This window comes from Citrobacter sp. H12-3-2 (genome assembly GCF_009649895.1).
Lineage (GTDB): Bacteria > Pseudomonadota > Gammaproteobacteria > Enterobacterales > Enterobacteriaceae > Citrobacter > Citrobacter portucalensis.
The window spans coordinates 1,353,850-1,368,861 of record NZ_CP045837.1 but is presented as its reverse complement, the minus strand read 5'-3'; the positions used below and the strand labels follow the sequence as shown (position 1 = coordinate 1,368,861).

The following is a 15,012-nucleotide window of genomic DNA, read 5'->3' as shown; positions in this document are numbered from 1 at the left end:
TAGCGAAAATAATATGTAAAGGAAGATCGTAGGCCTGATAAGACGCATCAGCGTCGCCATCAGGCAAAACAGTGCCGGATGCGCAAATGCTTATCCGGCCTACCCCACGAGCTTATCAGCGAGTGCGCGGGCAAACCTCACCTTCACCAAAGAAATAGGCGATTTCGCGCGCCGCTGACTCAACGGAGTCGGAACCGTGAGTACCGTTCTCGGTGAAGCTGTCAGCATAGTCTGCACGCAGAGTACCGGCCAGCGCATTCGCCGGGTTGGTTGCGCCCAGCAGATCGCGATGACGCTGTACGGCATTTTCGCTTTCCAGAACAGAAACAACGATCGGACCGGAAGTCATGAATTCAACCAGACCGTCAAAGAACGGTTTGCCATCGTGCTCAGCATAGAAGCCACGTGCCTGCTCAACGGTCAGGTGCAGCATTTTAGTGCCGACAATTTTGAACCCTGCTGCTTCAAAGCGCGCAAAGATGCTCCCAATAACGTTTTTTGCCACCGCGTTTGGTTTGATGATGGAAAAAGTACGTTCAATAGCCATGATAACCTCTGTAATGTGTTCTGTTGTTGTCTATATAGATGTACGACCTGGCGCGGATTATAAAGAGCATCCCGGCAATTGACTATTGATGAAGGTAACATTTCTTTAAAATAAGATGAATTTTAGCAACAAACAGTCACCAACTGGTCTACTGCATCGAAAATCTCACCGTCGCTACCTGACCAGCGTCATCCATCACCAGCAGTTGATAATCCCCTTTAGTCGCCAGCCGTAGCGTAAGATGACGTCCTCGTTCTTCCAGCCTTTCACCGTTAAGAAACCACCAGCGTTCACCGCTCCCACCACTGGTTTGCACCGGCAATGAGGCTTGAGCAGAACCGGGTAAACGCTTCACAATCGCGCCATCACGAATACCTGTCAACTGCAATGGCTGCGAAGCGTCTTGTCCCAGCGGCGGACACGTGGCAGAAACTGGCGGTAATCTCGCCCCACGGCGTTCTGATTCCGGTAGCCATGGCTCCAGCGGCAACGGCCAGACGATTAATGTTTGCTCGTGCGCCTGCGGGCAATCCGCCGCCACACGTTTGCCTTCATCATCCAGCCAGACAGGAAAACGAATGCCATTAACCCCTTCCTGCTCGGGCAATAATAACGTTGGCGGCTGACTGCCATCCAGTAACCAGGTTGCCAGACGGCGACGGCAGTTGCTGTCTCCTGGGGCAAGGGATTGCCCGCCCGGCCAGCACACCACGCCGCGACTCACGGAATCAGGACGTGGATCTTCCGGCTGATTTGTCCCGCGAGAGAGCAAAAGATTGTTGACCTGATTGAGCAGCGGCACGGCGCTGGCAAATCCAAACTGGCCCACCACCGGCGTTCCGTCTGGTCTGCCAGTCCAGATACCGATCACATAACGGGCGTTAACGCCAATCGCCCAGGCATCGCGATAGCCATAGCTGGTGCCCGTTTTCCACGCCAGCGGAACCACTCTGCTCAGTGCGTTATCCGGCAGCGGTTGCGCTTCGTCGGCCATAATACGGCGAATAATCCACGCCGCGCCCGCCGACATCAACGGACGTTCAAGCAGTGGGTCACCCGGCTGCAGACGCAGTTTTCCCGCTTTTCCCTTACGGGCAAAGGCGCTGTACGCTGCGGCCATATCTTCCAGCCTTGCCCCCGCGCCACCTAAAATCAGCGACAGATTCGGCGCAGCCCCTGCAGGCAGATACAGCGGTAAGCCGACGTTACGTAACGATGCGGCAAAGCGCTTCGGACCATAGGCTTCGAGCACCTGTACGGCGGGTAAATTCAACGACCTTACCAGCGCTTCGCTCATGCTCACCGGGCCATGAAAACCGCTGTCAAAATTCCCCGGTCGATAATCTCCGGTTCGCCGCGGGACATCCTGCAACAACGAAGCGGGATGAATGAGTCCGTCATCCAGCGCCAGTCCATAGATAAACGGCTTCAATACCGAGCCAGGCGAACGGATAGCATTCACCATATCCACATGACCAAAGCGGGAGTCGTCATTCATATCTACCGACCCCACCCAACCACGCACGCTCATATCGGTGTGATCGACCACAATCATTGCCAGCGAACTGCGTGCAGGTAAGCGCCCCTTCCAGTTCTGCGCCAGCTCTTCCAGTTGACGCTGCAATCCGGCATCAAGGGTAGTCACGATTTTATCGCTCCGGCTTTTTCCCAGCATCATGCGCGAGAATAACGGCGCTAACTGCGGCATTTGCCGGGGCGACAGCCAGACTGGCTCTTCACGCGACTCCTGTACCTGTCTGGCAGGCCAAATACCCTGGCTCGCCATACGTTCGAGCACTTTATTACGCGCCGCTTCAGCACGGTCAGGCCAGCGATCCGGACGCAGGCGACTCGGTGCCTGTGGCAAAACAGCCAGCAGCGCGGCATCGGAGTAACTCAATTGCGCGGGTGAATTACCAAGATATGCCCAGCTTGCCGCCCCGACGCCCTGCAGCGTACCGCCAAACGGCGCACGGTTGAGATACAGTGTCAGGATGTCGCGTTTGGAGAGATGCCATTCCAGCTGCAATGCGCGCCAGAGCTGGCGAAACTTGCCGCCGAAGGTTCGCGGATGGGGATCGAGTAATCGTGCGACCTGCATGGTAAGCGTACTGCCGCCCGAAACCACACGCCCAGAGGAGAGGTCCTGCCATGCTGCGCGCAGTACTGAAAACGGATTGACGCCGGGATGCTTCCAGAACCAGCGGTCTTCATAGTTAATTAGCGCCTCAAGGTAGAGGGGCGACACCTCATCAATCGTTACCGGATACCGCCAGATACCTTCGGCATCGGCAAAGCGCCAGAGTGGCGTACCATCATGTGCCACCACGACCCGTGCCGGATCGACTTCGTGCAAGGGCAGCGGCCAGATTTTATCTGCCGCCCAAACTGCCGCCACAATCAATAGCGCAACGGCTGCCAACCAGAGCCAGCAGCCGCGTTTACCCAACCCGCGCATCATTTACGGTCTGACAATCAAAAGTCCCTCTGTCGCACCGGTCGCGCGCCACTGCGGAACATACATTGATTCCACCTGTGGGACGGGAACCTGGTAGGTCCCCGGCGTTACCGCTCGCGCCAGATACACCAGCGTAACCGGTTGTCCTTCATTGACCGCCACCGCAGCGACAAAGCGATCGTCACGGAACTCAACGTGCTGGATATCTGCCTGCTGCATCTGATTAAGCAGATTCGCCACTTCGCTACCGCTATCCTGCAGGCTGGCACTGCCGTTGGCCAGATTCTGGTTTTCCAGTTCCAGTCCTGCTGGCAGTAAGTCAACCACCAGCGCATCCGGCACGTTCTGGCTGGCTTTCACCTCCAGCCAGACCAGCACCAGCTCGCCGCTGCGCAGAGAATCCAGCGATTTACTGTTTCCGTCGAGCCCCAGGATTTGACGCTCAATATGCAGAACGTTGCTGGCAGGCGTCGGTGAGGTTTGCGGATAACCGCTCACATCCAGACGCAGCCACAGCGGTTGATTACCGGTATTGGTGACGCTCAGCGTAGACAGCGCATCGGCATCCAGATTACGCGTCTGTGATTTCTCCCCGGCTAACGGTTGCTCCGAGAGTGACGTTTGCGCCTGCCATGTGCCTGGCAAGTCTTGTAACGTACGGGCGGCAAGGAACAACGCATTATTTTCCTGAGTCGAGAGCCAGCGCTGCCCAAAGGCCTGTTCTGACAACGTGTTCAGCAGCGTATTTTGCACGTCAGGTTTGAGCTTGTTCTCTTCGAGCAAGGCCATCATCAACGCGTTATCCCGTAACGCACTGCCGTAATCCGCCATCCACTGTTGCGTATCGCGGCGCGGCGTATTCAGCGCCAGCGTCAACGCCTGTTCACTGCGGTTAGCATCGCCCATATTTTTCAGCGCGATCCCCAGTTGCAACAGCGGTAAACCAGAAGCCGCCTGAGCGCGTCGCTCCCAGATTTCACGCAGTGCGCCAAGCGGGGCTTTTTGCTGACGAGCCAGAACCAACGCGGCGTAGGCTTGTACGGCAAATCGGCTTGCTGAAGAGTCGTCGGTATAGCGAATCGACAACATTCCTGGATCCTGCAAATAGCGCAGCAGCCGCTCGTTGCCACGGTTAATCACCTCAACCGGGACGCTGTAGCCTTGTTCGTTCGCACGGACGAGGAAATCCATGACATACGCAGTCAGCCAGTACTCTTCTGATCCGTTTTTATCCCACAGCGCGAAACCACCGTTATCACGCTGCATCTGCACTAAACGAGAAATCCCAATATCGACTGCCGCGCGGCGTTTTTCATCGCTGTCGCCCACAATACCTAACGCCTTCAATTGCGCAGCATTGGTGTATAAGGATGGGAACAACCCGCTCGCCGTTTGCTCCAGGCAGCCGTAAGGGTAAGCCTTCAGTTCGCGGATATAACGCGCCAGATTTAGCGGCGGCTTACCGCTGAACAGCAGTTGTCCCTGCATCGTTGCAGGGGAAAAATTGGTCAGTTCTTCGCCCGGAAGCTGCCAGGTTGCGCCCGGTTGAAGTGCGACACCGTTATTAACGGTTTGCGCCGGGAACGCCGGACGCACGCCAATCTTCCACTGTTTATGCTGAACTGGCAGCGTTTCACCCGGTAAAGTCAGACCGCTAATTTCTGCCTGAATTTCGCCATCGCCAAACCCCTCCCGCGCACGCACCGGAATAAACAACGTAGTCCGTACGCCTGGTGCCAGATTCAATGGAGCAGGATCTTGTCCCATCAGCTCCAGTAAACCGCTAGCCGCGAGCTTAATATTCAGCGTTTGCGGTTTGTCAGTCAGGTTAGTCACGTCCAGCGTCAGTCGCGAGGTATCGCCTCCCGCCAGAAAACGCGGCATATTCAGTTCAGCAATTACCGGCGCGGCAACAATCACCTTGCTTTCACTGCTGCCAAAGTCATCCGCCGTCCAGGCCTGTGCCATTACCCGTAGCTCACCGTTGAAATCACCAATCGGTAGCGTCACCGTACCTTCGCCCTGCTCGTTGAGCGTGACCGGCAGCGCCTGTTGCGCCACGATATTGACGTGATTGACCGGGGGCTTACCGCCGCGTTTTAATTCATCGCCATCACCACCAAAACGCAGCGCCGCCAGCCGCCCTTGCCCTTCGATCACCTGGCCGTAAATATCATAAATATCCGCGCCATAGCGTTTTTGTCCGAAAAATGCCTGCCACGGATCTGGCGTGGCGTAATCGGTAATGTTCAACACCCCGCTATCAACGGCAGAGACCAGCACGTTGACCTGTTTTGGTATGTCGCCATTTTTGACGCTGGCTTTAATCTTGACGGTCAACGACTGGTTTGGACGTATTTTCGCCGGGTTTTCCAGCGCCAGCGCCAGACGACGGTTTTCATCACCTAACGGCAAATGCAGTAAACCAACCGCCCGTTTTGGCGTGGCCGAACGGGACTTGTCGCCAGGACGAACCACCAGCGCACTGAGATACAAATCGTGGCGATTCCAGGTTTTATCAATCGGGATGGAGATATCGAGACCATCCGCCGGTACGTCTATTTCTTGCCACCACAGCGGGCCTTCGCTGGATTCCACCATCGCATAACCTTTGCCAGCAGCAGGAGCGGCAACGTGCAGCTTCATGGTATCGCCAGGGCGATAGCTGGGTTTGTCCAGTTTCAGAGTCACGCGATCGGGACGCACAGCGCCACTGCCGTCGCTGTTATCCTGCCAGCTATAACCTGCCCAGAAGCGTACGCTGCTCACCGCATCATTCGGGGCTTTAACTTCCAGACGATAGGCACCCCACTCAACCGGGAAGCTGACTTTACCGGTTTCATCGGCCTTAAGATCCAGAGTCTGCTCACCTTCAACCAGATCCTTTTGATCGAACTGTGATTGCCAGCCCTCGCCTTCAGACCAGTTCCAGTAATAATCCCGGCGCTCGCGGATCAAACGCACCTGCAAACCGGACACCGCTTTTTTCTCGCCCTGCGCATCGGCATAAACAATGTCGAAAGCGGCGTTGCTGTTTTCATCAACGATAGGCTGATTCACAGTGGTATCAGTGCGGTAGTCATAGACGGCTTTTGCCGCAAACTGCGGACGAATACCCGGCAGCGTGTCCGCAGGCCAGATGGCTTGTTCAGCCCGACGCGTCACCGGGCGGCCACCTGACTCCAGCAGGCTGGCTTGCAGGATCACCTGTAACGGGGAATGCGTCTCCTGCCATTGGCTGTTGGTGGTCACTTCGCCGCGACCGTGTTCATCCAGCGTAAGCTGAACTTCATCGAGGCTGCGGGACAGGTTTTCTTCGGCAATATTACCAAACTGGAACCCCGGCAATGCCTGCACCGCTTCGCGCAGCGGGCGCAGGAAAAGCTGCCCTTGCAGAGCATTGCCGTTAGCAGGCGCGCCGTACAGGTAGTAGCCCACTACCGAGAACTTCACTTCATCAGCTGGAGCTACCGGAATCTTATTAGCGGAGAGATTGAGCGCCATCCGCTCAGGCATAAAATCTTCGACGTGGAAATCCCACATACGTGACTGGTTGTCGCCCGTATTAGCACGAATATGCCACATACCGGTTGGCGCGTTGGTGTCCAGCGGCCAGCTAAAACGGTACAGACCGTTCTCCGGCTGGCTAACCACCGAACGTAACACTTGCCCGTCGGGCTTCACGACCTCCAGCTTCACCGGCTGGTCGGGCAACGTTTTGCCGTCGCTGTCACGCAGTAATCCGTTGAGGATCACCGTTTCGCCAGGACGATAGAGGTCACGGGGACCAAACATAAAGAACTGTTTGCTGTATCCCGGTGCACCGGCAATATCAAATTCAGCCAGATCCAACGCCGGGAGTTTCAGATCCAGCAGCGTGGTTTGCCCGTCTTTGCGGGCCAGCAATAAAGCCGCGTCTTTATCAGTCTCCAGTTTGACATGACCCTGCGCGTCGCTGGTAGCCTGCGCCAACGTCTGTCCTTTTTCGTTGAGTAAGGTGACCTCTATACCCTGCTGCGCAGCGCCGTTTTCCAGACTCTGCGTAAAGACATCAAGTTGATTATGGTAACGGTGCGCAGACACACCAATATCGCTGAGCGTGAACAGCGTAGCGGCATTACTGTAGTTGTATTGTCCAGCCTGATTCATCACCGCGATGTAAACACCTGCTTGCTGCAACGGCTTGATATCGCTCAGCGGCAGCAGCAGCTTCTCACGGGTGTTACGCGCAGGATTGAGGTCAAAGCGTCCGGTATACACCAGTTCCGCCATTTTCAGTAAATTGTCAGATTCCCAGTTCGTCAACGAATTGCGGTATTCCCACTGGCTGACAAATGCGCCGAGCGATTCAGACTTCACACGAAAGAAGTTCACATCCACGCTGTTAACGTTGAGGGCCATTACCGGCAGGCCTTCAATTACTTTTCCCGGCAACAACGAGCCGCGACTGGCAAACCCAACGCTTGGCTGTACATCGCGGGTGGTAATGTTTTTTTCATAATCAATAGCGAACGTCGCTTTATTCAGCGCCAGCAAATCACGCTCAATGGTCACCACCAGTTCCCGGTTAGGTTCCAGATGGCGTAAGCGCAGCTCTTTCAGATTTGGCGCCAGCTCCCAGGCACCATCCACTTTGCCGCTTTTTTTATCAACAACGTGCACGACGCGGGAAAAATCTTGTTCTGGATCGAGGGGAATGGAGAAGGTCAAAACGAGCGTTGCCGCACCGTCGAGCTGGACCTCTGAGGCATCCAGCAGCGTCAGCGACTTGCCCTGGCTTTGCTGCATCAGCTTTTGTAATTGAGCTTTATCTTTTGCTGGCGCAGTCTGTGCCGCAGGCGCATCAGGTTTCGCAGCCGTCGGTGATTTTTCGTTATTATTATCGCACCCGACCAGTGCCAGCATCAGCATGCAGGCCGCTACGCGTAAATGTTTCATTTTTCATCCCTGGCCGTAGTGGCCCGTTAGCTACGTAGAACAACTATTATGCGTCAGATTTCCGGCTGTGGAAGTCAGTAACTGAACAACGTTGTCTTAATTTAAGTGATTAATGTGGATTCACCTGACAAATCAGCCTGTTTTACTTGTCGCTTTACGGTAAACATCCGACAATTTGCCAAAACCTGGTAAAAATGGAGATGCCTATGACCACCGCCTTCTTTGTCGCTGCCGACTGGCTTGCCGAACACATTGACGACCCGGAAATACAAATTCTTGATGCCCGGATGGCACCTCCAGGACAGGAAGATCGCGATGTTGGCGAGGAGTATCGTGCGGGCCATATTCCTGGCGCAGTCTTTTTTGATATTGAAGCGCTTTCCGATCATACCTCACCGCTACCGCATATGATGCCACGCCCCGAAGCCTTTGCCGTTGCGATGCGCGAGCTGGGCGTTGATCAGGATAAGCATCTGGTTATCTACGATGACGGTAATCTGTTTTCCGCGCCACGCGCATGGTGGATGCTGCGGACATTTGGCGTCGAAAATGTCTCCATTCTGGCGGGCGGTCTGGCAGGCTGGAAGCGCGATGAGTTAATGCTCAAGGAAGGCGATGAGGATTTACCTGAAGGTGAATTTAACGTGGCCTTTACGCCTGACGCAGTTGTGCGCGTTACCGATGTACTGCTGGCCAGTCATGAAAAAACGGCGCAGATCGTCGATGCCCGTCCGGCTGCGCGTTTTAATGGCGAAGTTGACGAGCCGCGTCCTGGTCTGAAACGTGGTCATGTGCCGGGTGCGCTTAACGTACCGTGGACAGAACTGGTTCGTGACGGCGAACTGAAAACCACCGATGAGCTGGATGCTATTTTCTTCAGCCACGGCGTGAGCTTTGACCGCCCTATTATCGCCAGCTGCGGCTCCGGCGTAACGGCTGCCGTCGTCGTGCTGGCACTTGCCACGCTGGGCGTTTCTGACGTCGCATTGTATGACGGCGCATGGAGCGAATGGGGAGCGCGCAACGATTTACCGGTAGAACCGCAATTATAAAGCTGGAAAAGCCGGATAGCGCTTCGCTTATCCGGCCTACAATTTAGATAATCCGGTTCTGTTTAAAGTCGCGCAGGAAACCGCCCCAGCGGCGTTCGTAGAACGGTGCGATATGCTCAGTGATAAAGTGGCTCACGCCCTTCTCACCCTTCTTCACCTGGCAGATATCAATAGGTTCATCGCCCGGCAGCGTATCGGTCGCGACGCTGCCAGCAGCGTGGATGATCTCTTCAATATCCCCTTCCGCTTCAATACCAATCAGCAGATTCGGCTGGGCTTCCGCGCTTTCTTTGATTGAGCAGAGAAACGCGCGTTTTACCGGCTTAATGGTTTTAAACAGCGTAGTCAGCGAGTCAATCATCTGCGCCGGAGGTTCAGCGACTTCAGAGAGGATCAGCGATTCACCGCCTTCCAGTACTTCCTGGGTGCTGAGCGGATTCCCCTCTTCCCCCATCAGCAGGCTGATTTCACGCGGCATAAATTCTTTGCCGGTCGGCAGTTTCGCGTTGAGAAAGAGCGTTTCGCCGAGCGTCATTTCAAACAACGTACGCACCGGCATAACGACAAATGCTTGCTCATCTTCCACCGCCTGCTGCAGGGCTTCCAGAGAAGTGAAGAACGGGATCACGGTCGTGCCGTCTTCTTTTTCCCAGTGCTGCAGGTCGAGAGCGCTGTCTTCAACCACCGCCTCGCCTTCTGCGGCAGTACCCGGCACCCAGACTGTGGATTCCAGTAAAGTACGGAAAAATGCCGGACGATGCGCAGGCTCTGTTGCCGCTTGTTCCAGCAATGTTTCTAATTCGTTTTTTGTTTCGGACATAAGTATCACAAATTGGATGAATACATGTAGGCCGGATAAGCGTAGCGCCATCCGGCAATACAGTAATAAATTATGCGGTCAGCAGATTCGCAATCGTGCGCACACCCAGACCGGTTGCGCCCGCAGACCACTGCTCAACCGGCGCTTTGCGATAGGTTGCAGAGCAGTCGATATGCAGCCAGCCCTGCTGGTAGTTTTCCACGAAATGGGACAGGAAGCCCGCCGCGGTGCTTGCGCCAGCCGGGTAAGCCGCGCTACCGGTGTTATTCAGTTCGGCAAAGTTCGACGGCAACTGGCTACGGTGAAACTCTGCCAGCGGCAGACGCCAGAACGATTCGTTTTCTTGCGCCGCACTTGCCAGCAGGCGAGCAGCCAGCTGATCATCAAAGCTAAACAGCGCGTGGTAATCGTTGCCCAGCGCGGTTTTCGCCGCGCCGGTCAGCGTGGCAGCATCAATGATCAGTTCCGGTTTCTGCGCACTGGCATCGATCAGGCCATCGGCCAGCACCAGACGTCCTTCGGCATCGGTATTCATCACTTCAACTTTTTTACCGTTGCGATAGTGAATAATGTCGCCGAGCTTAAAGGCGTTGCCGCTAATCAGATTATCCGCGCAGCACAGATACAGCTTCACGCGCTTGTTCAGACCACGGGTGATGGCAAATGCCAACGCACCGGTGACCGTTGCCGCACCGCCCATGTCGGACTTCATTGAGTCCATAAATGCGCTTTGCTTGATGCTGTAACCACCGGAATCAAAAGTAATTCCCTTACCAACCAGGCAGGCATAAACCGGGGCTTCTTTATCGCCTGTTGGGTTGTAGTCCAGCGCCAACAGCACTGGAGGACGTTCAGAGCCGCGACCCACGGTATGCAGACCCATGTAGTTCTGCTCGCGCAGATCTTCACCTTTGGTGATGCGGTAAGAGACGTTATCGCACGCGACGGAGCACAGCAGATCAACAGCGCGCTGCGCCAGCTGTTCCGGACCCAGCTCTTCTGCCGGGGCGTTAATAGTATCGCGCACCCAGTCAATAATCTTCAGACGGCTATCCAGCTCTTTGCGCTGCGCTTCGTCCAGAGCGGCCCACTCAACTTTGCGGGTGCCTTTTGGTCCCTTGTAGCCCTGCCAGAACGCCCAGCTACGTTCGGTATCCCAGCCTTCACCGTCCAGTTTAACGTGTTTAATACCCAGGCCGTCGATTTTACGCGCAGCACGCTGGATAAGGCCGAGGTCATCTTTTCCGTTCAGGTGCAGGGTAATGCCGTCATTATTAATGCTGTATGTCGCCTTTTCACCCCAGCGGGCATCGGCGGGTTGCGTGGAAAGCGTAATTTTCATGGCTTCTGTCATTTTATTTATCCTTATTTTCGCGCATACAGGAAAACGGGCCACCCGTGGGCAGCCCGTTGACTTATTCGGCTTCGTCCAGCCAGACCAGCAAAATGGCCTCAAGGATTTTTTCGTTCGATGCCTGAGGATCATCATCGAACTCTTCCAGGTCACAGATCCACTGGTGCAGATCGGTGAAACGAACGGTCTTGGGATCGAGATCGGGGAAAGCGTCATACAGCGCCTCGCCGATTTCGCGGCTATCGGTCCACTTCAGTCCCATACTACCCTCTGTTAATGCTCACGCGCATGATTGATTGTGTAACGTGGGATTTCGACCACTAAATCGTCCTCGGTTACCCGCGCCTGACAGCTTAAACGGCTCTCCGGCTCCAGTCCCCAGGCTTTATCCAGCATGTCGTCTTCTTCTTCTGTGCTTTCCGGCAAAGAATCAAAACCTTCACGCACGATGCAGTGGCAGGTAGTGCAGGCACAGGATTTTTCACAGGCGTGTTCAATCTCGATCCCGTTACGCAGGGCAACGTCGAGAATGGTTTCGCCGGTCTCAGCTTCCAGAACTGCGCCATCGGGACAGAGATCCTGATGAGGCAAAATAACAATCTTTGGCATATTAAACCTCGTCCACGGAATGGCCTTTCAGCGCGCTACGGACGGATTTGTCCATGCGGCGAGCGGCGAATTCCTGGGTTTGTTTGTCTACGTTTTTAATGGCTTGTTCTATCGCGTCAACATCGTCACCCTGTGCAACCTCGCTCAAGTGCGCGGCGGCGGTGTCGATAGCCTGACGTTCTGCGGCGCTTAACAGCGCGGCATCAGCGTTCAGCGCACCGGATAAACTCTCCAGTACGCGTGCCGCTTCGACTTTCTGTTCTGCCAGCATACGGGCTTTAACGTCCTGCTCGGCAAAACTCATCGAATCCTGAATCATGGAGGCGATTTCACTGTCGGTCAGACCGTAGGACGGTTTAACCTGGATTGAGGACTCAACGCCTGTGGATTTCTCCATGGCGGTGACGCTCAGCAGCCCATCGGCATCCACCTGGAAGGTCACGCGGATGTGCGCACCGCCTGCTGGCAATGCCGGGATGCCGCGCAGCGCAAAACGCGCCAGTGAACGGCAGTCCTGCACCAGCTCACGCTCGCCCTGCATCACGTGAATGGACATCGCGGTTTGGCCATCTTTAAAGGTGGTAAAGTCCTGCGCACGCGCCACTGGGATAGTGGTGTTACGCGGGATCACTTTCTCCACCAGACCGCCCATGGTTTCCAGTCCCAGAGACAGCGGGATAACGTCCAGCAGCAGCATTTCGCTGTCCGGTTTATTTCCGACCAGAATATCCGCCTGGATTGCCGCACCGATAGCGACCACTTTGTCCGGGTCAATAGAGGTCAGCGGCGTACGGCCAAAAAATTCACCGACGCGTTCACGTACCAGAGGCACGCGCGTTGAACCGCCAACCATCACCACTTCCAGCACATCTTGCGGCTCCACGCCCGCATCTTTCAGCGCGCGACGGCAGGCCAGCAGCGTACGCTTGACCAGTGCGGAAATGAGTTCATTAAAGGTTTCACGGGTGATTTCACCCTGCCATCCAGCCACGTTAACCGTTACAGAATCAGCGTCGCTAAGCGCGATTTTCGCTGCAATCGCGGCATCCAGCAGTTCGCGCTGTACGCGGTTATCGCTGCGATCGGCCACGCCCGCCTGCTCGCGAATGTAATCGGCCAGCAGATGGTCAAAATCGTCGCCGCCGAGCGCGGAATCACCGCCGGTCGCCAGCACTTCAAACACGCCACGGCTCAGGCGCAGAATAGAAATATCAAAAGTACCGCCGCCAAGATCGTAGACTGCGATCACGCCTTCCTGACCGGAGTCCAGACCATACGCGATCGCCGCTGCGGTCGGTTCGTTCAGCAGACGCAATACGTGCAGGCCCGCCAGACGCGCGGCGTCTTTGGTCCCCTGACGCTGTGCATCGTCAAAGTAAGCCGGAACGGTGATTACCACGCCGTCCAGTTCGCCGGACAGCGATTCGGTAGCCCGCGCGGCCAGCGCTTTCAGAATATCAGCGGAGACGCGCACCGGATTAAGCAAACCGGCAGCGGTTTCAATCATCGGCAGACCGTTTTCGCTCGCCTGGAACGTATATGGCAGATGCGGGTAACGCGCCTGGATATCCGCCAGAGAGCGGCCCATCATGCGTTTTACCGAGCTAACGGTGTTTGCCGTATCCAACGCTGCATTGGCGCGGGCATCGTAACCGACAGAGTAGCCCTGCTGCTGATAGTGAACCACTGACGGCAACAGGTGGCGACCTTCATGGTCTGCCAGCGTTTCGGCCTGGCCGCTGCGTACGGTAGCAACCAGGGAGTTGGTGGTGCCTAAATCGATACCTACCGCCAGACGACGCTGGTGCGGCGCGGCGCTCAAACCAGGCTCACTAATTTGTAATAAGGCCATTTTCGCTTCCGGAAATTAAAAATCGAGCAGTTTTTCTTCGAGTTGTTCTGCACTGCTTCGCAGTTTATCGAGAAAACGCAGCTTACGCACGGTATCTGCCGCTGCGTCCCACGTCTCGCTATCCAGCTGTTCCACCATCAGTTGATGGCGAACGTTATACATTTCGCTGACGCGTTTCATAAACGCATCTAAACGTTGACTGTCTTTTGCCTGTTCAATCTCGTCCAGCTCTTCACGCAGCTCAAGTTGCTCCATCAGGAACGCGGTATCGCGCACCGTGTGCTGCTCGCTGCGGATATCAAAACCGTGTAAAGACAATAAGTATTCGGCGCGCATCAAAGGATGACGCAGCGTTTGCCAGGCCTGGTTGATAGTGGCGGACTGCGAAACCGCAGCAAGTTGTTCCGCCTGGGAACCGCTGGCGAATTTATCAGGATGATACTGACGTTGTAGATCCTGAAAACGTAGGCTCAGCGCCTGAGTATCGAGCTGATAACGGGCCGGTAAGCCAAAGAGGGTGAAGTAGTCCATAACATTCTCAGGGCATCGATTCTCTGTTGTTCGATGAGGCAAAACCAGAGAGTCAGGTAAAACAAACCCCACGCGCAGGCGACCACGGTGGGGTTATCAGTAAGCGCGTTACACGTGGAAGCTTTCGCCGCATCCACATTCGTCTTTCACGTTCGGGTTAGTGAACTTAAACCCTTCGTTCAGACCTTCTTTGACGAAGTCTAACTGCGTACCGTCGAGGAATTGCAGGCTCTTACCGTCGATCACGACTTTTACGCCTTTGTCTTCAAACACGGTATCTTCAGCCGCCGGCTCGTCAACAAATTCCAGTACATAGGCCATACCTGAGCAGCCGGAGGTTCTCACGCCCAGACGCAGACCAAACCCTTTACCGCGGTTTGCCAGGAAGGTATTTACACGCGCTGCTGCACTGTCGCTTAAGGTAATCGACATAATAAAACCTCAACTCTTAATTATTTTGCTTCACGTTTGCTTTTGTAATCCGCAATCGCGGCTTTAATCGCGTCTTCAGCCAGAATAGAGCAGTGAATTTTCACCGGTGGCAGTTCAAGCTCGTCGGCGATATCGGTGTTTTTAATCGCCTGTGCTTCGTCCAGAGATTTCCCTTTTACCCATTCGGTAACCAGAGAGCTGGAAGCAATAGCGGAACCGCAGCCGTAAGTCTTGAAACGCGCGTCTTCAATGATACCCTCATTGTTGACTTTGATCTGCAACTTCATCACGTCGCCACAGGCCGGTGCACCCACCATGCCGCTGCCCACGTTCTCGTCGCTGTTGTCAAAAGAGCCCACGTTACGTGGATTCTCGTAATGATCGATTACTTTTTCGCTGTAAGCCATGCTGAATTCTCC

Annotated in this window: 12 protein-coding genes; 1 reads left to right on the top strand and 11 read right to left on the bottom strand. The window is 55.2% G+C overall.

Annotation, left to right across the window (positions count from 1 at the left end):
* Positions 1-115: 115 nt before the first annotated feature.
* The 3 genes from ndk to GHC22_RS06460 form a co-directional block, all read right to left on the bottom strand.
* Positions 116-547 (bottom strand): nucleoside-diphosphate kinase, encoded by a 432-nt coding sequence (gene ndk, locus GHC22_RS06470; protein ID WP_003037710.1) that lies wholly within the window; start codon positions 545-547, stop codon positions 116-118.
* Positions 548-695: 148 nt separating this feature from the next.
* Positions 696-3,008: a peptidoglycan glycosyltransferase PbpC gene (gene pbpC, locus GHC22_RS06465; protein ID WP_153752484.1), complete on the bottom strand. Its 2,313-nt coding sequence runs from the start codon at positions 3,006-3,008 to the stop codon at positions 696-698.
* The gene (locus GHC22_RS06460; protein WP_153752483.1) at positions 3,009-7,943 is read right to left on the bottom strand and encodes an alpha-2-macroglobulin; all 4,935 of its coding nucleotides are present in this window, start codon (positions 7,941-7,943) and stop codon (positions 3,009-3,011) included. It abuts the gene before it with no gap.
* Between the two features lie 206 nt (positions 7,944-8,149).
* Here GHC22_RS06460 and sseA point away from each other — a divergent pair, with 206 nt between their 5' ends.
* Positions 8,150-8,995, top strand: coding sequence for a 3-mercaptopyruvate sulfurtransferase (gene sseA, locus GHC22_RS06455; protein WP_048225027.1), 846 nt, complete (start codon positions 8,150-8,152; stop codon positions 8,993-8,995).
* Between the two features lie 43 nt (positions 8,996-9,038).
* Here sseA and sseB read toward each other — a convergent pair whose 3' ends face one another.
* From sseB to iscU, 8 genes are all read right to left on the bottom strand, one after another.
* Positions 9,039-9,815, bottom strand: a complete 777-nt coding sequence (gene sseB, locus GHC22_RS06450; RefSeq protein ID WP_016157136.1) for an enhanced serine sensitivity protein SseB — start codon at positions 9,813-9,815, stop codon at positions 9,039-9,041.
* A gap of 70 nt (positions 9,816-9,885) precedes the next feature.
* Complete coding sequence (pepB, locus tag GHC22_RS06445) at positions 9,886-11,169, bottom strand: aminopeptidase PepB (protein ID WP_153752481.1); 1,284 nt, start codon at positions 11,167-11,169, stop codon at positions 9,886-9,888.
* 61 nt (positions 11,170-11,230) lie between these two features.
* Positions 11,231-11,431 carry a Fe-S cluster assembly protein IscX gene (iscX, locus tag GHC22_RS06440; protein ID WP_003037694.1) on the bottom strand — a complete coding sequence of 67 codons (201 nt, stop codon included), beginning with the start codon at positions 11,429-11,431 and terminating at the stop codon, positions 11,231-11,233.
* Between the two features lie 11 nt (positions 11,432-11,442).
* Complete coding sequence (fdx, locus tag GHC22_RS06435) at positions 11,443-11,778, bottom strand: ISC system 2Fe-2S type ferredoxin (protein WP_003037690.1); 336 nt, start codon at positions 11,776-11,778, stop codon at positions 11,443-11,445.
* A 1-nt stretch (position 11,779) separates the two neighbouring features.
* Positions 11,780-13,630: a Fe-S protein assembly chaperone HscA gene (hscA, locus tag GHC22_RS06430; RefSeq protein ID WP_003838439.1), complete on the bottom strand. Its 1,851-nt coding sequence runs from the start codon at positions 13,628-13,630 to the stop codon at positions 11,780-11,782.
* 15 nt (positions 13,631-13,645) lie between these two features.
* Positions 13,646-14,161, bottom strand: coding sequence for a co-chaperone HscB (gene hscB / locus GHC22_RS06425; RefSeq protein WP_003835201.1), 516 nt, complete (start codon positions 14,159-14,161; stop codon positions 13,646-13,648).
* Between the two features lie 108 nt (positions 14,162-14,269).
* Positions 14,270-14,593, bottom strand: a complete 324-nt coding sequence (gene iscA, locus GHC22_RS06420; protein ID WP_003835203.1) for an iron-sulfur cluster assembly protein IscA — start codon at positions 14,591-14,593, stop codon at positions 14,270-14,272.
* 20 nt (positions 14,594-14,613) lie between these two features.
* Positions 14,614-15,000, bottom strand: coding sequence for a Fe-S cluster assembly scaffold IscU (iscU, locus tag GHC22_RS06415; RefSeq protein ID WP_002913991.1), 387 nt, complete (start codon positions 14,998-15,000; stop codon positions 14,614-14,616).
* Positions 15,001-15,012: the final 12 nt, after the last annotated feature.